The sequence below is a fragment of the Aliiroseovarius sp. genome (assembly GCF_030148435.1).
In the GTDB taxonomy this organism is placed as follows: Bacteria; Pseudomonadota; Alphaproteobacteria; order Rhodobacterales; family Rhodobacteraceae; genus JASBTN01.
Map to the genome: position 1 here is coordinate 26,023 of NZ_JASBTN010000038.1, position 20,720 is coordinate 46,742.

Annotated in this window: 21 protein-coding genes; 11 read left to right on the forward strand and 10 right to left on the reverse strand. The window is 64.6% G+C overall.

Annotated features, from left to right (window positions below; genetic code table 11):
- Window positions 1–18: 18 nt before the first annotated feature.
- Window positions 19–924 (forward strand): tRNA pseudouridine(55) synthase TruB, encoded by a 906-nt coding sequence (gene truB / locus Q1V43_RS06490; protein WP_300515472.1) that lies wholly within the window; start codon window positions 19–21, stop codon window positions 922–924.
- A gap of 3 nt (window positions 925–927) precedes the next feature.
- Here truB and deoA read toward each other — a convergent pair whose 3' ends face one another.
- Window positions 928–2,235: a thymidine phosphorylase gene (gene deoA, locus Q1V43_RS06495; RefSeq protein ID WP_300515473.1), complete on the reverse strand. Its 1,308-nt coding sequence runs from the start codon at window positions 2,233–2,235 to the stop codon at window positions 928–930.
- A gap of 92 nt (window positions 2,236–2,327) precedes the next feature.
- On the opposite strand from deoA, the gene Q1V43_RS06500 reads away from it, so the two are divergent.
- Window positions 2,328–2,834 carry a DUF1643 domain-containing protein gene (locus tag Q1V43_RS06500; RefSeq protein ID WP_300515474.1) on the forward strand — a complete coding sequence of 169 codons (507 nt, stop codon included), beginning with the start codon at window positions 2,328–2,330 and terminating at the stop codon, window positions 2,832–2,834.
- Window positions 2,835–2,942: 108 nt separating this feature from the next.
- Here the strand turns inward: Q1V43_RS06500 and Q1V43_RS06505 are convergent, their stop codons facing one another.
- Window positions 2,943–4,379 (reverse strand): hypothetical protein, encoded by a 1,437-nt coding sequence (locus Q1V43_RS06505; protein WP_300515476.1) that lies wholly within the window; start codon window positions 4,377–4,379, stop codon window positions 2,943–2,945.
- A 129-nt stretch (window positions 4,380–4,508) separates the two neighbouring features.
- Here Q1V43_RS06505 and Q1V43_RS06510 point away from each other — a divergent pair, with 129 nt between their 5' ends.
- Entirely contained in the window at window positions 4,509–4,808 is a 300-nt protein-coding gene (locus Q1V43_RS06510; RefSeq protein ID WP_300515479.1) for a DUF5665 domain-containing protein, read from the forward strand.
- On the opposite strand, the gene Q1V43_RS06515 is transcribed toward Q1V43_RS06510, so the two are convergent.
- Window positions 4,781–4,954: a hypothetical protein gene (locus Q1V43_RS06515; protein ID WP_300515482.1), complete on the reverse strand. Its 174-nt coding sequence runs from the start codon at window positions 4,952–4,954 to the stop codon at window positions 4,781–4,783. The two genes, Q1V43_RS06510 and Q1V43_RS06515, sit on opposite strands and share 28 nt — an antisense overlap.
- A gap of 809 nt (window positions 4,955–5,763) precedes the next feature.
- Here Q1V43_RS06515 and rpsO point away from each other — a divergent pair.
- Window positions 5,764–6,033: a 30S ribosomal protein S15 gene (rpsO, locus tag Q1V43_RS06520; protein WP_300515485.1), complete on the forward strand. Its 270-nt coding sequence runs from the start codon at window positions 5,764–5,766 to the stop codon at window positions 6,031–6,033.
- A 126-nt stretch (window positions 6,034–6,159) separates the two neighbouring features.
- On the opposite strand, the gene Q1V43_RS06525 is transcribed toward rpsO, so the two are convergent.
- Window positions 6,160–6,711 carry a YceI family protein gene (locus Q1V43_RS06525; RefSeq protein ID WP_300515488.1) on the reverse strand — a complete coding sequence of 184 codons (552 nt, stop codon included), beginning with the start codon at window positions 6,709–6,711 and terminating at the stop codon, window positions 6,160–6,162.
- A 275-nt stretch (window positions 6,712–6,986) separates the two neighbouring features.
- On the opposite strand from Q1V43_RS06525, the gene pnp reads away from it, so the two are divergent.
- Window positions 6,987–9,134: a polyribonucleotide nucleotidyltransferase gene (gene pnp, locus Q1V43_RS06530; protein ID WP_300515491.1), complete on the forward strand. Its 2,148-nt coding sequence runs from the start codon at window positions 6,987–6,989 to the stop codon at window positions 9,132–9,134.
- 182 nt (window positions 9,135–9,316) lie between these two features.
- Here pnp and Q1V43_RS06535 read toward each other — a convergent pair whose 3' ends face one another.
- Window positions 9,317–10,054: a metallophosphoesterase gene (locus Q1V43_RS06535; RefSeq protein WP_300515494.1), complete on the reverse strand. Its 738-nt coding sequence runs from the start codon at window positions 10,052–10,054 to the stop codon at window positions 9,317–9,319.
- A gap of 169 nt (window positions 10,055–10,223) precedes the next feature.
- Window positions 10,224–11,174, reverse strand: coding sequence for an SDR family oxidoreductase (locus Q1V43_RS06540; RefSeq protein ID WP_300515497.1), 951 nt, complete (start codon window positions 11,172–11,174; stop codon window positions 10,224–10,226).
- Between the two features lie 159 nt (window positions 11,175–11,333).
- Between Q1V43_RS06540 and Q1V43_RS06545 the strand changes: the two genes are divergently transcribed.
- Complete coding sequence (locus Q1V43_RS06545) at window positions 11,334–12,224, forward strand: AraC family transcriptional regulator (protein WP_300515500.1); 891 nt, start codon at window positions 11,334–11,336, stop codon at window positions 12,222–12,224.
- A gap of 190 nt (window positions 12,225–12,414) precedes the next feature.
- On the opposite strand, the gene serA is transcribed toward Q1V43_RS06545, so the two are convergent.
- From serA to Q1V43_RS06560, 3 genes are all read right to left on the reverse strand, one after another.
- On the reverse strand, window positions 12,415–14,007 hold the full coding sequence (gene serA, locus Q1V43_RS06550) for a phosphoglycerate dehydrogenase (RefSeq protein ID WP_300515503.1): 1,593 nt from the start codon (window positions 14,005–14,007) through the stop codon (window positions 12,415–12,417).
- Window positions 14,008–14,105: 98 nt separating this feature from the next.
- Window positions 14,106–15,263 (reverse strand): phosphoserine transaminase, encoded by a 1,158-nt coding sequence (locus Q1V43_RS06555; RefSeq protein ID WP_300515506.1) that lies wholly within the window; start codon window positions 15,261–15,263, stop codon window positions 14,106–14,108.
- Window positions 15,264–15,610: 347 nt separating this feature from the next.
- Window positions 15,611–16,435 (reverse strand): hypothetical protein, encoded by an 825-nt coding sequence (locus Q1V43_RS06560; RefSeq protein ID WP_300515509.1) that lies wholly within the window; start codon window positions 16,433–16,435, stop codon window positions 15,611–15,613.
- Between the two features lie 142 nt (window positions 16,436–16,577).
- Here Q1V43_RS06560 and serB point away from each other — a divergent pair, with 142 nt between their 5' ends.
- The 4 genes from serB to Q1V43_RS06580 all read left to right on the forward strand — a co-directional run bounded on the left by serB (window position 16,578) and on the right by Q1V43_RS06580 (window position 18,929).
- A complete protein-coding gene (serB, locus tag Q1V43_RS06565) occupies window positions 16,578–17,456 on the forward strand; it encodes a phosphoserine phosphatase SerB (RefSeq protein WP_300515512.1) in 879 nt (292 codons plus the stop codon).
- A 384-nt stretch (window positions 17,457–17,840) separates the two neighbouring features.
- On the forward strand, window positions 17,841–18,170 hold the full coding sequence (locus Q1V43_RS06570) for a metalloregulator ArsR/SmtB family transcription factor (protein ID WP_300515515.1): 330 nt from the start codon (window positions 17,841–17,843) through the stop codon (window positions 18,168–18,170).
- Window positions 18,163–18,594, forward strand: coding sequence for an SRPBCC domain-containing protein (locus Q1V43_RS06575; protein ID WP_300515518.1), 432 nt, complete (start codon window positions 18,163–18,165; stop codon window positions 18,592–18,594). Before Q1V43_RS06570 ends, Q1V43_RS06575 begins: the two co-directional genes overlap by 8 nt.
- 23 nt (window positions 18,595–18,617) lie before the next feature.
- Entirely contained in the window at window positions 18,618–18,929 is a 312-nt protein-coding gene (locus Q1V43_RS06580; RefSeq protein WP_300515521.1) for a hypothetical protein, read from the forward strand.
- A gap of 9 nt (window positions 18,930–18,938) precedes the next feature.
- Here the strand turns inward: Q1V43_RS06580 and Q1V43_RS06585 are convergent, their stop codons facing one another.
- Window positions 18,939–19,937, reverse strand: coding sequence for an asparaginase (locus Q1V43_RS06585; RefSeq protein ID WP_300515524.1), 999 nt, complete (start codon window positions 19,935–19,937; stop codon window positions 18,939–18,941).
- A 183-nt stretch (window positions 19,938–20,120) separates the two neighbouring features.
- Here Q1V43_RS06585 and Q1V43_RS06590 point away from each other — a divergent pair, with 183 nt between their 5' ends.
- Window positions 20,121–20,639, forward strand: a complete 519-nt coding sequence (locus Q1V43_RS06590) for an invasion associated locus B family protein (protein WP_300515527.1) — start codon at window positions 20,121–20,123, stop codon at window positions 20,637–20,639.
- Window positions 20,640–20,720 lie beyond the last annotated feature (81 nt).

Sequence of the window (20,720 nt, forward strand, 5' to 3'; positions counted from 1 at the left end):
GTGACAACGGATTTCGACATGGCACGCAAACGCAAAGGGCGCGATATTCACGGCTGGCTGGTGGTGGACAAACCGGTGGGGATCACCTCGAACGCGGTGGTGAACAAGGTGCGTTGGGCGATGGATGCCAAGAAGGCGGGCCATGCGGGAACCCTGGATCCCGAGGCGACCGGCGTGCTGGCCGTGGCGCTGGGCGAGGCGACCAAGACCGTGCCTTACATCACCGACGCGCTGAAAGCCTATGAATTCACCGTGCGCCTGGGTCAGGCGACCAACACGGATGATGCCGAGGGCGAAGTGATCGCCGAAAGCGATGCCCGCCCCACGGATGCGGATATCGACGCTGCGCTGGGCGGTTTCATCGGCGACATCATGCAAGTGCCGCCCAAGTTTTCGGCGGTAAAGATCGACGGCGAACGCGCCTATAAACTGGCCCGTGACGACGAGGATTTCGAGATCGCCGCACGCCCGCTCTGGGTCGAGGGCCTGGTGATGACCAACCGGCCCGACGCTGACCACGTCACGCTGGAAATGACCTGCGGCAAGGGCGGCTACGTGCGGTCCATCGCCCGCGATCTGGGCGCGGCGCTGGGCTGCCACGGCCATGTCAAATCCCTGCGTCGCATCTGGTCCGGGCCCTTCGACGCCGAAGACGGCGTGTCGATGGAAACCATCGAGGAACTGGCCAAGACCGGTGAGCTCGACCAGTACCTGTTCCCGCTCGAACAGGGTCTGCAAGACCTGCCTGAACTGAAAGCCACCGCCGAGGGTGCCACCCGCCTGCGCCATGGCAACCCCGGCATGGTGATTGCCTCGGACGTGGAATATGGCGACGAGGCCTGGGCGAGCTTCGAGGGAAAGGCGGTGGCCGTGGGCATCTACCGATCCGGCGAATTGCACCCGAGCCGGGTGTTCAATCAGTAACCGTCAGTCGATGATCCGCATCACCGGATTTGCCACCTCCGGCGCCTCGCCAATTTCATAGGCCGCCAGCACCTGTGCCTCTGCAGCCTCCGCCTGTGTCGCATCATCCGCGTGGATCACGGCCAGCGGGTCGCCCGCCTGCACCGTTACACCCAGGTCCACCAGATCGGTCAGCCCGACCGCGGGGTTCACCACGTCATCGGCGCGGCGGCGGCCGCCGCCGAGTTCGACAACGGCCAGCCCGATCTCGCGTGTGGCGATGCTGGCCACCTGGCCCGATCCGGGGGCGGCCACGGAGCGGATCAGCTTGGCTCTGGGCAGGTAGCGGTCGTGGTTCTCGACGAAATCCGCGGGGCCGCCCAACCCGGCGACCATCCGGCCAAAGACCTCCGCCGCGTGGCCGGTTTCAAGCGCCAGGGTCACGGCCTTCAGACCGGTTTCGCGGTCGGGCGCGATGCCGGAGGTCACGAGCATCTCGGCACAGAGCGCGAGCGTGACCTGCTGCAGCCGTGCGTCGCGCCGGGCACCGGTCAGAAATTCAACCGCGTTCATGACCTCGACCGCATTGCCCGCCGCCGAGGCCAGCGGCTGGTTCATGTCGGTGATCAGCGCGTGGCAGGGCAGGCCGGCGGCCCGGGCCACACCGGTGATGGAGCCCGCAAGTTCCGCCGCCCGGACGGGATTGTCCATGAAGGCGCCATTGCCGCATTTCACGTCCATCACCAGGCTGCCCAGCCCTGCGGCCAGTTTCTTCGACAGGATCGAGGCCGTGATCAGCGGCACGCTTTCCACCGTCGCGGTCACGTCGCGAATGCCATAAAACCGCTTGTCGGCCGGGGCCAGGTTGCCGGTCTGGCCGATCACCGCGCAGCCGACCTCGCGCACCACCTTGCGGAAGAGGGTGTTGTCGGGCTGGCTGGTATAACCCGGGATGCTGTCCATCTTGTCCAGCGTGCCGCCCGTGTGGCCCAGCCCCCGACCGGAAATCATCGGTACGTAGCCCCCGCAGGCCGCCACGATGGGCGCGAGCATCAGGCTGACATTGTCGCCAACCCCGCCTGTGGAATGCTTGTCCACTGCCGGGCCTGGCAGGTCGGACCAGTCGAAAACATCCCCTGAGTCGCGCATCGCCAGGGTCAAGGCGGCGGCCTCGTCCCGCGCCATGCCGCGCCAGAGCACCGCCATCGCAAAGGCAGCCACCTGACCCTCGCTTGCTTCGCCCGAGGAAATGCCTGCCACCATTTCGGCAATCTCGTCTTGTGACAGGCTTTCCCCGTCCCGTTTCCTGCGAATGATCTCGGCATAGAGCATGGCATGTCCTTTCGTGGAAGGAACACTTTTGACCTTTTGGACAAGGACTGCAACCCCTTGCCAATTCCGATCCACCCGGCGACAAACCGGGCATGATCACGCGCAGGTTTCAAAAGGACGATGCGGCGTCGCAGGCCCGGTACTCCGACTGCGAACGGTATCGCTATGACCTGACCCGGGTCTGGGATCCGGCCGGGCGGCGGCTGCTGTATGTGATGCTGAACCCGTCCAAGGCGACCGAGGTGGCGAATGATCCCACCATCGAACGCTGCGAGCGCCGGGCCCGCGCGCTGGGCTATGGCGGGTTTCGGGCGACCAATATCTTTGCCTGGCGCGAGACCGACCCGGCCCTGCTGAAACAGGCGGTCGCGCCGGTGGGGCCACAGAACGATGCGGTTATCCTGGAAGGGGCGGCCTGGGCGGATACGGTGCTCTGCGCCTGGGGCGCCCATGGCGACCACCTGGAGCGTGGCCGCGCGGTCGAGGCGCTGCTGCGTGGCACGGGTCAGCCGCTGGTGCAACTGGGGCTGACCAAGGCCGGCCACCCGCGCCATCCGCTCTATATCGGCTACGCGACACGACCAGAGCCATGGGGTTGAAAGTCCCCGGCCGGCGGGGCGCTCCCGCCCGCCGTGCCCCTGCCGGGGCGCCTTCGGTAGGGCGTGGCCCGCCCTGCGGGCGGGTCCGGGACCAGGTCTTACCCGATCCTACCGGAACACGTTTTCCTGCACCGAGACATAGACATCCGAGGCGCTGGCATCCGGCATGCCTTCGAGCATGGCGACCAGTTGGCCGTTCACCCAAACCTCGCCATGCGCACCATCCTCTGACGGGTGCACGTCGAGAATTATATCGCCATTGGTGGTGTCCGGATTAAGCTCGACGCGCAGGAAATCCTCGCCGGGAACGAAATCCGTGACCGCCGCGTATTCCGCAACCTCGTCATCGGCATAGAGCCAGAACGTGTCGTTCCCCGCACCGCCGGTGGCCGTGTCATGCCGGTCCATGACAAGCGTATCATTGCCGTCGCCGCCGTCCAGCAGATCCGCGTCGCCGTCCAGATGCCAGTCGAAAGCGTGGCGCTCCGCGCCGTTCTCCTCTGCGGCCAATCCGTTGTGGTCGATCACGTCATTACCCTGGCCACCCGACAGGGTGTCGGCCCCGTCGCCTCCGCTAATGTCGTCATCTCCGGCCCCGCCATCGATCACGTCATCGTCGCTTTCATCCGAATCGGCCACATGCACGCCGCCCTTGAGGATTTCATCCCCGTCGCCGCCCTGAATCACGTCATCCCCGGCGCCACCGTCCAGGTAGGAATCGCTCCCCCCGCCGGTCAGAATGTCCACGCCCGCCCCGCCAAAGGCCGCCGTGGTGCCGTCGCCCAGGGTGATCTGGTCGTTGCCCACGCCGCCGAAAGCATATCCCGCCGTGTCCCCGGTGGTGATCTGGTCATCGCCGGCACCGCCATCGACCACGTTCAACTCGCCCGGGGTTTCGATCAGCGGAGTGCCGTCCCACAGGTCCAGTTCGCCTTCGCCGGTGTCCGGGTCGCCGTCATCTTCGGCCGTGATCAGGTCATCGCGCTCGGTCCCCTCGGTATCCACCGTGTCGTCCAGCAAGCGTTCGAAATCATCCAGCCCCGCCACCGCATCGCCGTCGCGCTGGATCGCGTCCTCGACCAGGGTGCCATCCACCGGCAGCCCTTCATCGGGCTCGTCGATCGGGTCGAGCACCATTGCGGGCTCGACCGGGTCGGCCGGGTCGGGCTCCTCCTCGTCAGGGTCGGTCGGGGTCAGCACCTCGTCGGGATCTACAGGAGGATCACCCGGGCTGCCGGGGGCTGGCGGTTCCTCGTGCTGCCCGTCCGTCGGGGTCAGCACGGTGTTGTCCGGATCCCCGGGGGCATCCGATTGGCGTGCGCCCTCCGGGAATTCCGAGACCGGTGCGACCGGACCGCCGGGCCCGCCCGCACCCTCCAGAAGGTCGAGCATATTACCCGTGTCCTCAGTCGGTGGCGGATCGGCAGCATCATCGGCACCGGTATCTGCCCCGGCGTCGGGACCGGCGTCATCCGCGTCATCGCCAAACAGGTCCGTCATGAATAGCAGGGGCAACAGCCCCAGAAGAAGCAAGCCGTACAGCATGGCACCCACCTTGTAACACCCAAATCCACGGCTTAGGATGTTACCCGAGGCGGCAACCTTTCCCGAATGTATTCTGGGAAAAATTCAATGTTAACAAAGGGTTTTAAAATCCTTAACGGGGGGGGAGACATGCGCCGCGGCAGTGAACCGGAACGGGCCACCCCCGATCTGACCGCCGAGGTGCGCGCGCTGCGCGACGAGGTGGCGCAGATGAACGCGCATCGTTTCATCCGCCTGCATGACAGCCTGTGGAAGCTCGGGCTGTTCCAGCTCTATCGCGGTCTGGCCTTTGGGCTGGGTTCGGTGCTGGGCGCGACGCTGCTGGTGGCCATCGTGATCCGATTGCTGGGGTCGATCGACTTCATCCCGGTGCTGGGGGACTGGGCGCAGCAGATTATCGACTACCTGAACGCAGCCGCGACCCAATAGGACCACAACCCCGGCCGGGCGATTGCATCCCTGGCAATCGACGCGTCGTGCCTGCCCGCGACCTTGTCGCCATAGAGAAGCAGGCGGTGGCCAGCATCGTCCAGCACGGAAGATTTGGAGGCATCCGCACCGGGATCATGGATCATGGGCAGGGTCTCCTTCGCGGGGTTGAACGTGCTGATTTCAGGTGATAAATCCGATTTGGAGGCCGTAACAGCGGGGCCCGCGACCGTGAAATCCGGAGATGCGCGCAGCTTGCGGCGGGGTGCCGTCGGGCGTGACCGTCGGATCGTGAGATGCATGCGCCTGATCAGCCCGGGCGCGGGCGGCGGGGCTGCTCTGCCGAACTGCACCTTGCGTCCGGGCAGGTGTCGGGACGGGAGCGTCTGGAGTCGCCGCATCAAGGGGGATCCAGCCATCCGCCAGGTTCCTGTCGGCGCGCGCGGTTCCGGGTTCCGTTGCGGCGCCATCAGGGGCAGTTTTCGATCCGGGCCGGGTATCAGAGCCCCTTGCCGTCCGGCGGGTCTTGCACGACCGTTTTCAAGGCCACATCGACGCACATGGCGTTCAGCCCGAACCCAAGCGCCAACCTGCCGAACCGTGGCAACCGGCCTGCCATCAGCTGTTCCCCAAATCCCGGATGCGGGGCTTGCCAAACTGCTAACAACCGGAGGGTATCCGCCGAAACGTCCGGGAACGGATCGAGTTTTCGGCAAGACTGAATCAAATACGCGCAACAGGGAGGGTGGATGCCAGCCCGTTTTGCGCCGACCCCCCCCGTGGCCGGGCAGCCCCACAGGGACCGCGCACCACCTGTCGAATCCCTTTGCTTTCTTCCGAAAACTACCCTATACGCGCCCATCCGCCGGATTCCCCAGGGCTCCGGTGGCCTCCATGGACCTGGCTGGACGACATCCCGGCCTGCGCCCGAAACTCTAACCGTAAGGAGACCCCGATGTCGATCACTGTTGAAGAAAAAACCCGCCTGATCAAGGAATTCGGCGCCAAGGACGGCGACACCGGTTCGCCCGAAGTTCAGGTTGCCATCCTGTCGTCGCGCATCGCGACCCTGACCGAGCACTTCAAGACCCACAAGAAGGACAACCACGGCCGCCGTGGCCTTCTGAAGATGGTTGCCCAGCGCCGCAAGCTGCTGGACTACGTGAAGCGCAAGGACGAGGCCCGTTACCAGGACCTGATCAAGCGTCTGGGCCTGCGTCGCTAACCGGATCGAACCTGTTTCGATCATCGGTGGAGCGGGTTCACAGACCCGCGGACCGACGCATCCCATCCGACTGGAAAGGCCGCTGCCCCGCGCAGCGGCCTTTTTTTCTACCGTGGATGGGGCGGTTCAGTTGTCGGCACTGTCGAGTCGCACCAGGATGTTCAGACGGATTTCTTCCTGAAGCAGATTTCGCAGGCCGGTGATGCCGAAGTCACTGCGCTGCACCACGCCTGTCACATGCACGGACAGGCGAGACAGATCACCCGGGTCTGTGCCGCGCTGGCGGAAGATCTGCGCCTCCAGGCGCACGGGCCGTGTCACACCGCGGATCGTCAGGTCTCCGTTAAGGGGCGTCGACGTTCGGCTGATCCGCAATTCCCGGCTTTCGAATGACATTTCCGGAAACCGGTCGGTGTCCAGCATGTCCCGGCCGCGAATGACCTGTCCGGCAAGCGGCAGGCTGGTGCGGACCCTGGCGGCCCCCACCCGAACACGGATCTGGCTGTCGCTGCCGCGTTCGAAATCCAGCAGCACCTCGGCTTCGAGGATCGGGAAGCTGCCGGAAATCTCCTCTTTTGCGGTCTGCACCACGAACCCCGCCCGCGACCTGTCACGATCCAGCACATACCGGACCGGCTCTGCGCGGATGGGCGTGGGCCAGATCAATATGAGCAACATGAGGCTGAACAAGGGTCTCATGGGGCAAGCCTACGGTGAAACGGGCCCCCGACCAACACACGTCCGGTCGCGCCCGTGCGACGCCCGGTTCTGCGGCAGCCCCACGTTTTCGCTTTATAAGGGCGTGAAAATCCTGTATGGCCCGGCCATCTGAGACGTGGTGCCCGGACCCCGGCACCGTGAAAAGGATATAAGAGGGGTCGGCGGCAATGGGGCCGCCATGACAACGGGAGACGCGGGAGGGCCCGCGAGTGCTCCCAACTAGGATACGACACATGTTCAACGTGACTACGAAATCCATGCAGTGGGGCGAAGAGACGCTCACGCTGGAAACGGGCAAGGTTGCCCGCCAGGCCGACGGTTCGGTCATCGCCACCCTGGGCGAGACCTCCGTGATGGCCAACGTGACCTTCGCCAAGGAACAGAAGCCCGGTCAGGACTTCTTCCCGCTGACGGTTCACTACAACGAGAAATATTATGCCGCCGGCAAGATCCCCGGTGGTTTCGTCAAGCGCGAAGCGCGTCCGACCGAGAAAGAGACGCTGACCTCGCGCCTGATCGACCGTCCGATCCGCCCGCTGTTCGTGCCCGGCTTCAAGAATGAAGTGCTGGTGATCTGCACCGTTCTGTCGCACGACCTGGTCAACGACCCGGACATCGTCGCGATGATCGCCGCCTCGGCTGCGCTGACCCTGTCGGGTGCGCCGTTCATGGGCCCGATCGCCGGTGCCCGCGTGGGTTACGAGGATGGCGAATACATCCTGAACCCGACCTGCGACGACATGCACATGCTGCGCAACAACCCGGACCAGCGTCTGGACCTGGTCGTGGCCGGCACCAAAGACGCCGTGATGATGGTGGAATCGGAAGCCTACGAGCTGTCCGAGGCAGAAATGCTGGGCGCCGTGAACTTCGCGCATGAGCAGATCCAGCCGGTCATCGACCTGATCATCTCGCTGGCCGAAGAAGCCGCGAACGATCCGTTCGACTTCCAGCCTGCCGACTACAGCGAGCTGTACGCCGCCGTGAAAGCCGCTGGCGAGGACAAGATCCGTGCCGCCTATGGCAACACCGACAAGCAGGAACGTGTGGCTGCCATTGCCGCCGCGCGCGAGGAAATCGTGGCTGGCCTGAGCGAAGAGCAGCAGGGCGACGTGAACCTGGGTTCGGCGCTGAAGAAGCTGGAAAGCTCGGTTGTGCGCGGTGACGTGGTCAAGACCGGCAAGCGGATCGATGGCCGTGCGCTGGACACCGTGCGTCCGATCGTGTCCGAGGTCGGCATCCTGCCCCGTACCCACGGTTCGGCCTTGTTTACGCGTGGCGAGACACAGGGCATGGTCGTGACCACCCTGGGCACCGGCGACGACGAGCAGATGATCGACGCGCTGACCGGCACCTACAAGTCGAACTTCATGCTGCACTACAACTTCCCGCCCTACTCGGTCGGCGAAGTGGGTCGCTTCGGCTTTACCGGTCGTCGTGAAATCGGCCACGGCAAGCTGGCCTGGCGTGCGCTGCAGGCGGTTCTGCCCTCGGCCACCGATTTCCCCTATACCATCCGCGTCGTGTCCGAGATCACCGAATCGAACGGCTCGTCCTCGATGGCGTCGGTCTGTGGTGGCTCGCTGTCGATGATGGATGCCGCCGTGCCGCTGAAAGCCCCGGTGGCTGGCGTGGCCATGGGCCTGATCCTGGAAGATGACGGCTCCTACGCGGTTCTGACCGACATCCTGGGTGACGAAGACCACCTGGGCGACATGGACTTCAAGGTGGCGGGCACCGAAAACGGCATCACCTCGCTGCAGATGGACATCAAGGTTGCGGGCATCACCCCCGAGATCATGGAGAAAGCCCTGGCCCAGGCCAAGGACGGCCGGATGCACATCCTGGGTGAAATGAACAAGGCGCTGTCGGCTGGCCGCTCCGAGTTCTCGGCCCACGCTCCGCGCATCGAGACCATGACTGTGCCCACCGACAAGATCCGCGAAGTGATCGGCTCGGGTGGCAAGGTCATCCGCGAGATCGTGGAAGTCTCCGGCGCCAAGGTCGATATCAACGACGACGGCGTGATCAAGATCGCCTCGCCGAACAATGACTCGATCCAGAAGGCCTATGACATGATCCACGCGATCGTGGCCGAGCCGGAAGAAGGCGCGATCTACAACGGCAAGGTCGTGAAGATCGTCGACTTCGGCGCCTTCGTGAACTTCTTCGGCAAGCGCGACGGCCTCGTGCACGTCAGCCAGATCGAAAACCGCCGCCTGAACCATCCTTCGGACGTTCTGAAGGAAGGTCAGGACGTGAAGGTCAAGCTGCTGGGCTTCGACGATCGCGGCAAGGTTCGCCTGTCGATGAAGGTCGTCGACCAGGAGACCGGCGAAGAGATCGTTCCCGAGAAGAAGAAGAAAGACGAAGACGCATAAGGTTCGGCCTTGCCGAACCTGCACCCGGCCAAGGTCGGGTGCGTGTTTTCCGACTGAAGAAAGCCCCGGTGGAAACGCCGGGGCTTTTTCTTTGCGCGGCCAAACAGAGCGGCTGCGCCGCGCTTGATGTGTTGGATTGAGGGGCGCTGCCCCTCAAACGCCCCGGGATATTTGTGGAAGGGTCAGCCACGCAGGACCGGCTGGCGTCCTTCATGGGTCAGCAGCCACGCCTCGCGCTCTTCGATCACCACCGCCGACAGCGCCTTGCCATGGCCCGCACCGGTGTCGATGTTCAGGCGGTTTCCATAGTGGGTGACTTCCTTCACCGGCGTGTGGCCGTGGATGATCAGGGGGCCGTGGTCTGACCTATCCTGATGAAACTCCTTGCGGATCCAGGTGAGGTCGTCCTCGGTCTGGTCCTTGAGCGGCACGCCCGGGCGAATGCCCGCGTGCACGAAACACAGCTCGCCCATGCGGTGCATGGCGGGCAGGTCGTCCAGGTATCGGCGGTGGATCGGTGGCACTTTGGTGAGAGCTTCCGCGTGGAGCTGGTAGGTGCGGATGCCCTCTGGCACGGTGATACCGTAGCTGCCCAGGGTTTCCACCCCGCCAATACGTGGATGGCACCAGTAGTGGTCCATCAGAAGCTGCGGGTCGAGTTGCGGTGTGTCGCGCAGGAACAGGGCGGCCATGCGGTCGTGGTTGCCCTTCAGCACCACCCAGTTTTCGCCGCGCACCTGGCCGTCGAGCAGGTACTGGATCACCCCCCGCGAGTCCGGTCCGCGGTCGACCAGGTCGCCCACATGGACGATGGGCGCGTCCATGTCACCGCAGCGCGCACGATCCTCGGCGATCAGCGCGTGGGCCTGTTCCAGCTTGCCGAGATGTCCGTGAATGTCTCCGATCGCATAGGCGCGCATGGGCCCTCCTGTCCTGCGGGCACCCTAACCGGCTGGGGAAAAAAGGAAAGCCCCGGCGTTTCAGGGGCGCGTTTTGCGGGGTGGGGCACGGATTTCCCACGGCTTCGACCCGGACGGGCAAAATGGCGGGACGTCTGGCTGACCACCGGGGTCTTCAATGCCCTGTTGATCAAAAGCCCCATTCGAACCCGGTTTCCTTTTCGGACAGCGCCCAGAGCCGTTGCATGACAGCCTTGTCATGGGCGTGGGGGTTCAGCGTGCCCTTGCCGACCGGGCCGACGGATTCCATGCGGCCCGTGGGGCCGTAAAGAGCGCGCTGTTCCAGCCCGTCCTGCGTGGCGCACATGACTTCCGGCCACGAGCCCCTCTCGGCCGATTGCACAAGCGGCGACAGGGTCATGAGCCACCAGGTAAACCGCATCAGACGACTTGCGCTGGTGGTGATGAGAGAGGTCCGCGAGGCGCCCGGATGACAGACGTAGACTTCGACCTTCGTGTTGCCCGCAGCGGCCAGCTTGTCCTGCAGCTCGTAGGCGAACATCATCTGCGCCAGTTTGCTTTGGGAATAGGTACGGTTCGGGTGATAGTTCCTGTCCCAGTTCATGTCGTCGAACTGGATGGTCTTGATCCCCATGTTGTAGCCCAGGCTCGAGACGACCACGATACGGCCTGTGGAGTCCTCGATCCGTGGGAACAGAAGCCCGCAGAGCAGGAAGTGGCCATAGTGGTTCGTGCCCAGCATGCTCTCATGGCCGTCCACGGTCAGCGTCTGGGTCGGCACCTGCGCGATGGCGGCGTTGCAGATGAGGGCGTCGATCCGCGGGAGGGTTGTCAGAACCTCGGCCGCGGCATCGCGCACGCTGGCGAGCGAGGCCAGGTCCATGCGGATGAAGCTCACATCGGCGCCGATGCCAAACTCCTGCTTCAGCTCCGCGATGGCGGCTTGCGATTTTTCCGCCGAGCGGTTCAGCATCACCACCTTGGCGCCCCTGCCCAAAAGCGTCCGCGCGGCCTGAAAGCCGGTGCCCGCGTTGGCGCCGGTGATGAGGTAGGCCCTGCCTTCGAGCCGCCCGAGGCGTTCCGGGGTCCAGCCTTGTGGTCCGAATGTCGTGTCTGCCATCTTTCTTCTCCTGCCAGCTTCGACTGACGACTTGAGTGCGTGTCTTGATACAGCAGATAGCTCTCGTCGGTCGGTGAAAACAGGCGGAATTGTCGCTAATGCTTGCCTGATTGTCTCATCTTGGTTGTAAAGGCCCATATATCGTGCCAGCTTGGCACCATGAGCAAAGAACGGATCAAACACCTCATCGACCGGTGCCTCCCCGAGGCCGGTTTGCTGGAAACCGGGTTGAAGGGTGTGCAGCTGTTCAAGGTGAACGAGGCAATTCCCTGTGTTCCGGCAATCTATGAGCCCACGGTGGTGGCCATCGTCAGCGGGGTAAAGGAAGCCGTTCTCGACGGTCATCGGTACGCCTACGACAGCAGCCGATACATGCTTTGCCCGATGACGATGCCGGTAGAGGCAGGCACGCCGCAGGCCTCAAGGGAACACCCGCTTCTGGGTGTGATGATTGCGCTGGATCCGCGGGTGATGCGGGATCTCGCTCTCGAGATGGAGACCGCAGCCGGTGCCACCCGCAAACCCGACCAGGCGGCATCGCAAGGGCTGGCGCTGGCCCGCTGGGACACGGGCTTTTCGCAGGCGCTGCTTCGGCTGCTTGAGCTGCTCGACAGCCCGATGGACATGACGGTGCTCGGGCCGGGGCGGCTGCGCGAGCTCTCCTACGCCGTGCTGAAAGGCGAGGCCGGGGCGGTGGCAAAACGCGCCTTCGGTGTCGGCAACGAGATCGCGCGAACCATCGACTATCTGTCCAACCACCTGAGCGAACCTGTCACGATCGACGACATGGCTTCGCAGGTCGGCATGAGCCGTGCCGTGTTCCATCGCCGCTTCAAGCAAGCAACGACGATGTCGCCAATCCAGTTCGTGAAGTCGATGCGCCTGAACAGAGCCGCGATGAAGATCTCCGGGGGCATGAACGTGTCGGAGGCGGCCATGGGCGTGGGCTACACGAGCTCATCGCAATTCAGCCGGGAGTTCAAGCGCATGTATGGGCAGTCGCCCAGACAGTGGAGCCAGTCCAATCAGCCAACGGCAGGAGTGGCGTGACGGACTGTCTGGTGCCTTGATCGGCAGCAATGATTCGCGTCGAGGGGATGCCGCTTGAGAGCCGGAGGGCAGGAGAGCTGTGCCCCAGGTTTCCTCTGCCACGCAGAGGATCCCCGGGATTTTGCCCTGATACCACCCCTCCGGTCTTGGCGGGGTTACGTCCGGGCCGGTTCGGGCCCGGACCGTTCGGTTACACGTCGAATGCCATCGGGCTGACCGAGTGGAACAGGCCGGTGTCGCACAGCGCCTGCAGCACATCGGCCGGGATCGGGTTGTCGACGTAGAGCAGCGCGATCGCGTCGCCGCCGACCTCGTTGCGGCCCAGGGTGAAGTTGGCGATGTTCACGCCGTGGCTGCCCATGGTCGCACCCAGCGCACCGATGATGCCCGGGATGTCATCATTGGTGGTGTAGAGCATGTGGTTGCCGATCTCGGCGTCGATGTTGATACCCTTGATCTGGATGAAACGCGGCTTGCCGTCGCTGAACACCGTGCCGGCGATCGAACGCTCGCGCTTGTCGGTCACAACGGTCAGCTTGATATAGCCGTCGAAGGACCCCGATTTCGGCTGCGTGGTGGTCGAGATCTTGATGCCGCGATCGGCGGCGACGACCGGGGCCGAGACCATGTTCACGTCCGGGATCTGCGGCTTGATCAGCCCGGCGGTGGCGGCACAGTCCAGCGCCTTGAGGTTCATCTCGGCCACGACGCCGTCATAGGTGATGTTCACCGCCTTGATCGGCTCGTCGGTCAACTGGCCGACGAAGGCGCCCAGGTGCTCGGCCAGCTTGATCCAGGGGCCCATGACCTTGGCTTCCTCGGCGGTGACGGACGGCATGTTCAGCGCATTGGTCACGGCGCCGGTCAGAAGGTAGTCCGACATCTGTTCGGCCACTTGCAGGGCAACGTTCTCCTGCGCCTCGGTTGTGGCGGCGCCCAGGTGCGGGGTGCAGACCACGTTGGGCAGGTCGAACAGCGGGTTTTCCTTCGCCGGCTCTTCGGCGAACACGTCAAAGGCGGCACCGGCCACGTGGCCCGATTTCAGCATCTCGGCCAGGGCTTCCTCATCGACCAGACCACCGCGGGCACAGTTGATGATACGCACGCCCTTCCTGGTCTTGGCCAGGTTCTCGCGGCTCAGGATATTGCGGGTCGAATCAATCAGCGGCACGTGCAGGGTAATGAAATCAGCACGATGCAGGAGTTCTTCCAGCTCGACCTTTTCCACCCCCATCTTGGCCGCCTTTTCCTCCGACAGGAACGGGTCGAAGGCGACGACCTTCATTTTCAGACCGACGGCACGGTCGCAGACGATGCCACCGATGTTGCCGGCGCCGATCACGCCCAGGGTCTTGCCGGTCAGCTCGGTGCCCATGAACTTGGACTTTTCCCACTTGCCCGCATGCGTCGAAGCGCTGGCCTCGGGGATCTGGCGGGCCACGGCGAACATCATGGCAATGGCGTGTTCGGCGGTGGTGATCATGTTGCCGAAGGGGGTGTTCATGACGATCACGCCCTTTTTCGAGGCCGCGACCTTGTCCACGTTGTCGGTGCCGATTCCGGCGCGGCCGATCACCTTGAGGTTGGTCGCGGCGTTGATCAGGGTTTCGGTCGCCTTGGTGGCGGACCGGATGGCAAGGCCGTCATAGTTGCCGATGATTTCCATCAGGCGGTCCTTGTCCTTGCCGACGGTCGGGTCGAAGTCGACCTCGATGCCACGGTCGCGGAAGATCTGGACGGCGGTTTCGGACAGCTTGTCCGAGACGAGTACTTTGGGGGCCATGGTGCGGCTCCTGTCTTTAAAGATGTTAAGGCTGTCCGGACCCGGTGTTTAAGAACTTCAACGGGTCCGGTAGGGGTGTTTTAACGTTTGGGAGCCGTTCAGGCGGCCTGAGTCAGGGCTGCGATCTCGGTCTCGAAGGCCCAGTCGAGCCACGGCATCAGCGCTTCGACATCCGAGGTCTCGACCGTGCCGCCGCACCAGATGCGCAGACCGGCGGGCGCGTCGCGATAGGCGCCGATGTCCAGGGCCACGCCTTCGGCTTCCAGCCGCTTGGCGACGGATTTGGCGAAGGTGGCGCCATCGGTGATGCGATCATCGGTGAACTTCAGGCAGACCGAGGTGTTCGACAGCGTGGCCGGGTCATGGGCCAGAAAGTCGACCCAGTCCCGCATCTCGACGAAATCCGCGATTGCCTTGGTGTTGGCGTCGGCACGATGAATCAGCCCCTGCAGACCGCCAACCGAACGGGCCCAGTCGAGGGCGAACAGGTAATCCTCGACCGCCAGCATCGACGGTGTGTTGATCGTGGCACCGGTAAAGATGCCTTCGATCAGCTTGCCGCCCTTGGTCATGCGGAAGATTTTCGGAAGCGGCCAGGCGGGAGTGTAGCTTTCCAGACGCTCCACCGCGCGGGGGCTGAGGATCAGGATGCCGTGGGCCGCTTCGCCACCCAACACCTTCTGCCAGGAGAAGGTGGTCACATCCAGCTTGTCCCAGGGCAGGTCCATGGCAAAGGCCGCCGAGGTGGCGTCGCAGATGGTCAGACCCTCGCGGTCCGCCGGGATCCAGTCGCCGTTCGGCACGCGCACGCCCGAGGTGGTGCCGTTCCAGGTAAAGACCACGTCATTGCTGAAATCGACCGAGGCCAGGTCGGGCAGCTCGCCATACTCGGCCACTTTGGTCACGGCATCCAGTTTCAGCTGCTTGGTCACGTCCGTGACCCAACCGGCGCCGAAGCTTTCCCAGGCCAGCATTTCCACCCCGCGCGCGCCCAAAAGCGACCACAGCGCCATTTCGACGGCCCCGGTGTCCGAGGCGGGCACGATGCCGATCTTGTAATCGGCGGGGATGCCCAGCACCTCGCGGGTGCCTTCGATCGCGGCCTTCAGCTTGTCCTTGCCGACAGTGGCACGGTGCGAACGGCCAAGCGCGGCGTCCGACAGAGCATCAAGAGTCCAGGTGGGAGGTTTGGCACAGGGGCCAGAGGAAAAACGCGGGTTTCCCGGCCGCGTCGCCGGTTTTTGAATATCAGTCATGATACCCTTCCAGATATGTGCCCCTCGTTGGGGAGGGGTGTCCCACCGACGCAAATACGGGGCGCGCGGCGGTGGCACAAGCTGGAAAATGACAGAAAAGCGCACATCCATCGGTCGAAACCGTCGCTTTTGTGTCGGATCGGAAACCTTTGGACGCGGGTCGGCGCGGGTTCTTGCGGTGCCCGGCAGTGCAAGGCAGGTCCGTCGCGCCGGCGGTTTTTTGCCTGGGCATCGGTCTGGAAACTGCTTGTGACCACCTGCGGGACAGCGGTCAGGCATCCGGACGTCGCATGTTCGGTCGGCTGCGGGAGCCCGTCCGCTGGCGGGAGTGGCGCATAGCCCGGTGCCTACCCCGCAAAGATCCGTGCCATCCGGTCATCGAAATGCGCCCAGGTCATGGTGGCGCGGTTGCCCGCGTAGCCGTGGTAATACGACTTCCCGGTGGAGGTCGGCAGCCCGGCCCAGATTTTCGCAAGGTTGGTCATGAAGGCGTGGCGGGGCAGCTCGCCTGCCTGGAATTGCGCCAGCCCGGCCTCGGCCAGCAGTTGATCCGCCAGCCGGTCCTGCAGCGCCGGGCCGAACCGGTCGGTCGGCTGGGCACCGATGATCGCCACCAGACGTTTCAGGGTCGCGGGGATGAACTGATACCGGCCGATTGCGTGGGGCTGGCCGGGTGTGGCGGAGATCCAGTCCTGGATTTCCTGCAATGTCATCTGTGTGGGCCGTTTCACGGGCCGTATCCGGGCGCCGTACTGTACCGCATCATAGCCGGCGCGGCCCGCTTCGGCCTGAGCGATCAGGTCGAGCACCTGCCCGGCCTGCGTGGCCGCGCGGCGTGGGCCGATCCCCTCGGGACCTGCGGCGGGAGGCGTGACCGGGGCGCGGCGGGTGCGGGCCGGGTAGGGGGCCAGCAGACTGGGGCCCGTGCGCCCGATGAACAGGCTCGCCACGCTTTTGCCTGCACTGTCTTCGGGGTCTGCCGGGTGGGCGTCGAACAGGGGCTGGCCACTGCTGATCAACGGCCGGGCGGCGGCCTGCATCGGTTGCGCGCCGGGCAGAAGCGGCGCCCCGCCACCAAACAGGGACGCTTGCAGGATCGACACGCCCTGCGCCGTCGCCGTGACGGGCAGAAGGGTCAGGCAGAGAAGGGCAATCCTGTGGATCAGGGACATTCTATCCTCGTTTCCCAAGCCGGGCGCGATCCCATCCTGCGGTCTCAAGGTTGATATTCGGTTAGCCGAGACAGGCCGGGCTCTGGAAAAACGCAGCGCTTCGTGGTCTATGCGGGGCGAAATGACTTGCCCGGAGAGACCCATGTACACCGCCACGCTGCTGACCTCGCCCGAAAATCGCTGCCTTGACGGGGCTCTGGTCGAGAATCTGCGCAACGCCTGGGGCGGCGGCGAGGCCGTCTGGTTGAGCCCGGACGAGGCGGCGGAATTTTCTCTGGCGGCGATGCCGGACAATCGCTGGGATGTCTGGGGGGAGCTGCAGAAACTGGGGGTGGACCTGGTGGTGCAGCAGGCCGAAGGCCGCGTGAAGAAGATGCTGCTGGCGGATATGGATTCGACCATGATCCAGCAGGAATGTATCGACGAACTGGCCGATGAGGCGGGCGTGGGCGAGCGGGTAAAGGACATCACGGCGCGGGCGATGAACGGCGAGCTGGACTTCGAAGGGGCGCTGCGCGAACGGGTGGGCCTGCTGAAGGGGCTGGACGCGGCGGTGATCGACCGTGTGCTGGACACACGTATCACGCTCATGCCGGGCGGGCGCGCGCTGCTGGCGACCATGCGCGGGGCAGGAGCCTACGCGGCGCTGGTGTCGGGCGGGTTCACGGCGTTCACGTCGAAAGTGGCGGGCGAGCTGGGCTTCGACGAGAACCGCGCCAATACGCTGAACGTGGCGGGTGGGGAACTGGACGGTACGGTCGGTGAGCCGATCCTGGGGCGCGAGGCGAAAGTGGCCGCGCTGAAGGAGATCTCGGCGCGGCTGGGGTTGGTGCATGCGGAAGTAATGGCCGTGGGCGACGGGGCGAATGATCTGGGCATGCTGGGGCTGGCGGGGGCGGGCGTGGCCTTGCACGCGAAACCGTCGGTGGCCGCAGAATGCGACATTCGCATCAATCATGGCGACCTCTCGGCGCTGCTGTTCATCCAGGGCTACGCGCGGTCGGAATTCAAAGGGGCGTAGCGCTCCCGCCACCTGCCCGCGCCTTCGGCTGGTCAGGGGTTGGGCGTGGCCAGTTTTGCTTTGCAAAACTGGCGGAGAGCGGCAGCGGTGCTTGCACCACGAGAACTGCTGGGCCGCTTCGCGGCATTTTTCTTGCCTCCGGCGGGGATATTTGGGGCAAGATAAAAAGGGGAGCGTTGCCGCCCCCCTCAAAGAGTTCAGGCTCTTTACCTTGCACGGTCATCGGCGTCCCCGCCTGTACCGTGCCTTCATCATGGCCTGTCCTGGTTAACATTTTCTTTCTTTATCTTGCTGAAAATATCCTCGCCGAAGGCCCAAAAGTCGCTGCGACCTCACTACACGTGCTTCCTTGACTAATTAACGAAATAGTTAAATAGTGGTGTCATGAGGAATCTTGTCGATACATTCTCGGCCCTGGCCGATCCGACCCGCCTGTCGATGGTTGAGCGCCTGATGCGTGATGGGGCCTTGCCTGCGGGCGAACTCAGCGCGGGTTATGACATTTCGGCCCCGGCGATCTCGCGTCATTTGAAGGTGCTGCGGGCGGCCGGGCTGGTGCACCAGGAGGTGCGCGGCACGCAGCGGATCTATTCGGTGCGACCGGAGGCCCTGCGCGGCATCAGCGACTGGACGCAGAGCCACCGCGCCTTCTGGACCGCGTCGTTGGATCGGTTGGAGGAAGCGGTTTTATTGGAGGAGCATGACCATGACTGACCTGCGTCTGGAACGCCGGTTCCGCACCACGCCGGAGCGGCTCTTTGCCCTGATCAGCGAACGGGCCAACCTGTTGAGCTGGTGGGGGCCCGAGGGCATGCATGTGCCGGAAGAGGATCTGGACTTTTCCCGCACCGGTCCCTGGATGTCGGTGATGCAGAATGCCGAGGGCGGCCGGTACAAGGTCTCGGGACAAGTGACCCATGTGGACCCGCCGAACTCGGTCGGATTCACTTGGGGGTGGCATGACGACACGGACGCGCGTGGCGCGGAGAGCCATGTCACGCTGACCGTGCTGCCGGATGGTGATCACAGCCGGCTGGTGCTGGATCACCGCGAGCTGGGGGATGACGAGATCGCGCAGAACCACGAACAGGGGTGGAGCAGTTCGCTGAACAAGCTGGAAAGCCTGGCGGCGGGATGAAGCCAACCAAGGGAGGATTTGAAATGCCGAAATTCATGTTCATTTACCACGGCGGCAAGGCGCCGGAGAGCCCGGAAGCGGTCGAGAAGGTCATGGCGGCCTGGCAGGGCTGGCTGGGCGGCATCGGGGCCGGGCTGATCGACGGGGGCAACCCGGCGGGCATGTCCTCGACCGTCTTTGCCGATCGGGTCGAGGAAAACGGCGGGTCGAACCCGGTCTCGGGCTACACGCTGGTCGATGCGGCGGACAAGGCGGCAGCAGTGAAGATCGCGCAGGGCTGCCCGATCCTCGAAGACGGCGGCAGCGTCGAAGTGGCCGAAGCGATGGAGATGTAACGGGCGCGTTCAGCGTCGCAGCGTGGGCGCAGGGCGGATGACCCCCGTGTCGACACCGCGCCGGTTCTTCACCACCGCGTCCATGCGTTTCAGCGTGGCCGGGTGAGCGGCGTCCAGAACACCGTGGCGCACCAGCAGGGCGGCGATCACGCATTCCGCGGCGCGGGTGCCGCCATCGTCGATCTTGACCGCGATGCCCAGCCCCTGTGCGGGCAGCATGGCGACGAAATAGGCCTCGGCGCCGGTCTTGATGGCCGCTGCCCCGCCCATGGCCCGCATGAGCTCGGTGCAGGCGCGGCCTTCGCCCGCGACCAGATCAGGGTGCAGGGCCATGGCGTCGCGCAGCCGGGCGGCGGCGGACTCGCGGGCCGAGCCGCCCTCGCGCGCTGTGGCGAAGAAGGCCATCGCGCGGGCCATGCCATGCATCGTGGTGGCGAAATTCGGGGCCGAGCAGCCGTCGATGCCGAAGCCGGGGCTTGCCGCGCCGGTCACGTCCTCGAAGGCATCGCGCACGCCCTTTTGCACCGGGTGGTCCGGGTCGATGTATTCGGGGCCCGCGCCGAGGTGTTTCGACAGGGTCAGGAACCCCGCGTGTTTGCCGGAGCAGTTGTTGTGGACCTGGCAGGGTGTCGTATCGGAGCAGATCAGCGCTTTCCTCGCCGGGCGGTCGGCGGGCATCTGCGGGCCGCAGCGCAGATCGTCCTCGACCAGGCCCAGTTCGGCCAGCCAGCGACTGACCGGATCGGTGTGGATCGCAGCGCCATCGTGCGAGGCGCAGGCCAGCGCCAGATGGGCAGAGGTCAGCCCCATCGCATCGGCCGCGCCGCTTTCCACCAGCCCCAGCCCCTGGATCATCTTCGCCGAACTGCGCGGCAGAACCACCTTGCCCGGATCGCCCCAGGCCTCGATGATCTCGCCATCCCGTCCGCAGACCACCGCGTGGCCCAAATGGCGGCTTTCCATGAAGTCGCCACGCCAGATTTCGCACAGCAGCTCGGCTTTGCTCATGTTTTGCTCTCCTCGACAGGTCCTTACGCGCGAAATTCCGCCAACGGGTCTTTCACATATCGGCAATCTTAAGTTAAACTGTGGCCGCAGAGATGAAAACGGCCCGCTGCGGAAAATCGCCGCCAAGAACGGATGATGCAGGGGCCCCCTTTGAGGCAGAGGCAGCTGGAGGCTGTATTGACCATGAAATCCTTCCTAATCCCGGGTGTCCTGGCCTTGTCGCTGGCCGCAACCGGCGCGATGGCGCAGGACTCGGAGAGCCGCGTGGGCGCCAACACCGCCTGGAGCGTGTTCGAAGAAAGCGGCAGCGGCGAATGCTGGGCGGTTTCCGCGCCCACCGAAAGCACCGTGACCCAGGACGGCCGCCTGGTGTCGGCCCGTCGCGGCGCGATCCTGATGTTCGTCAGCTACTGGAAGGGCGAAGCCGGGGCCGGACAGGTCAGCTTTGCCGCGGGCTATCCGTTCCGCGATAGCTCGAAGGTGGCGATGACCATCGGCAACGCGAGTTTCGAACTGTTTACCGATGGCGAGACCGCCTGGTCGAGCGGCCCCGAGGATGACGCCAAGATCATCGCGGCCATGAAACGCGGCGCCAAGGCGGTGGTGGTCGGATTCTCGTCGCGCGGCAAGCGCACGGAAGACACGTTCTCGCTGCTGGGCTTTACCGCTTCGGTCGATGACGCGCAGAAACGCTGCAACTGACCGGTTGGCGTAGGTAGGGCGGGGGTGGACCCCTGGCTTTGGGTGACGCGGATTCTGGCCGCGTGACACGGGCTGGCGCTT

Bases quoted from the DNA above. Each gene is read 5' to 3' on its own strand.
- Q1V43_RS06510 (WP_300515479.1), top strand. From the start codon at position 4,509: ATGCGCCGCGGCAGTGAACCGGAACGGGCCACCCCCGATCTGACCGCC.
- Q1V43_RS06570 (WP_300515515.1), top strand. From the start codon at position 17,841: ATGAGGAATCTTGTCGATACATTCTCGGCCCTGGCCGATCCGACCCGC.
- serB (WP_300515512.1), top strand. From the start codon at position 16,578: ATGTACACCGCCACGCTGCTGACCTCGCCCGAAAATCGCTGCCTTGAC.
- Q1V43_RS06540 (WP_300515497.1), bottom strand. From the start codon at position 11,174: ATGGCAGACACGACATTCGGACCACAAGGCTGGACCCCGGAACGCCTC.
- Q1V43_RS06575 (WP_300515518.1), top strand. From the start codon at position 18,163: ATGACTGACCTGCGTCTGGAACGCCGGTTCCGCACCACGCCGGAGCGG.
- Q1V43_RS06585 (WP_300515524.1), bottom strand. From the start codon at position 19,937: ATGAGCAAAGCCGAGCTGCTGTGCGAAATCTGGCGTGGCGACTTCATG.
- Q1V43_RS06560 (WP_300515509.1), bottom strand. From the start codon at position 16,435: ATGTCCCTGATCCACAGGATTGCCCTTCTCTGCCTGACCCTTCTGCCC.
- Q1V43_RS06555 (WP_300515506.1), bottom strand. From the start codon at position 15,263: ATGACTGATATTCAAAAACCGGCGACGCGGCCGGGAAACCCGCGTTTT.
- Q1V43_RS06535 (WP_300515494.1), bottom strand. From the start codon at position 10,054: ATGCGCGCCTATGCGATCGGAGACATTCACGGACATCTCGGCAAGCTG.
- truB (WP_300515472.1), top strand. From the start codon at position 19: ATGGCACGCAAACGCAAAGGGCGCGATATTCACGGCTGGCTGGTGGTG.
- deoA (WP_300515473.1), bottom strand. From the start codon at position 2,235: ATGCTCTATGCCGAGATCATTCGCAGGAAACGGGACGGGGAAAGCCTG.
- Q1V43_RS06515 (WP_300515482.1), bottom strand. From the start codon at position 4,954: ATGATCCATGATCCCGGTGCGGATGCCTCCAAATCTTCCGTGCTGGAC.
- rpsO (WP_300515485.1), top strand. From the start codon at position 5,764: ATGTCGATCACTGTTGAAGAAAAAACCCGCCTGATCAAGGAATTCGGC.
- Q1V43_RS06580 (WP_300515521.1), top strand. From the start codon at position 18,618: ATGCCGAAATTCATGTTCATTTACCACGGCGGCAAGGCGCCGGAGAGC.
- Q1V43_RS06505 (WP_300515476.1), bottom strand. From the start codon at position 4,379: ATGCTGTACGGCTTGCTTCTTCTGGGGCTGTTGCCCCTGCTATTCATG.
- pnp (WP_300515491.1), top strand. From the start codon at position 6,987: ATGTTCAACGTGACTACGAAATCCATGCAGTGGGGCGAAGAGACGCTC.
- serA (WP_300515503.1), bottom strand. From the start codon at position 14,007: ATGGCCCCCAAAGTACTCGTCTCGGACAAGCTGTCCGAAACCGCCGTC.
- Q1V43_RS06545 (WP_300515500.1), top strand. From the start codon at position 11,334: ATGAGCAAAGAACGGATCAAACACCTCATCGACCGGTGCCTCCCCGAG.
- Q1V43_RS06590 (WP_300515527.1), top strand. From the start codon at position 20,121: ATGAAATCCTTCCTAATCCCGGGTGTCCTGGCCTTGTCGCTGGCCGCA.
- Q1V43_RS06500 (WP_300515474.1), top strand. From the start codon at position 2,328: ATGATCACGCGCAGGTTTCAAAAGGACGATGCGGCGTCGCAGGCCCGG.
- Q1V43_RS06525 (WP_300515488.1), bottom strand. From the start codon at position 6,711: ATGTTGCTCATATTGATCTGGCCCACGCCCATCCGCGCAGAGCCGGTC.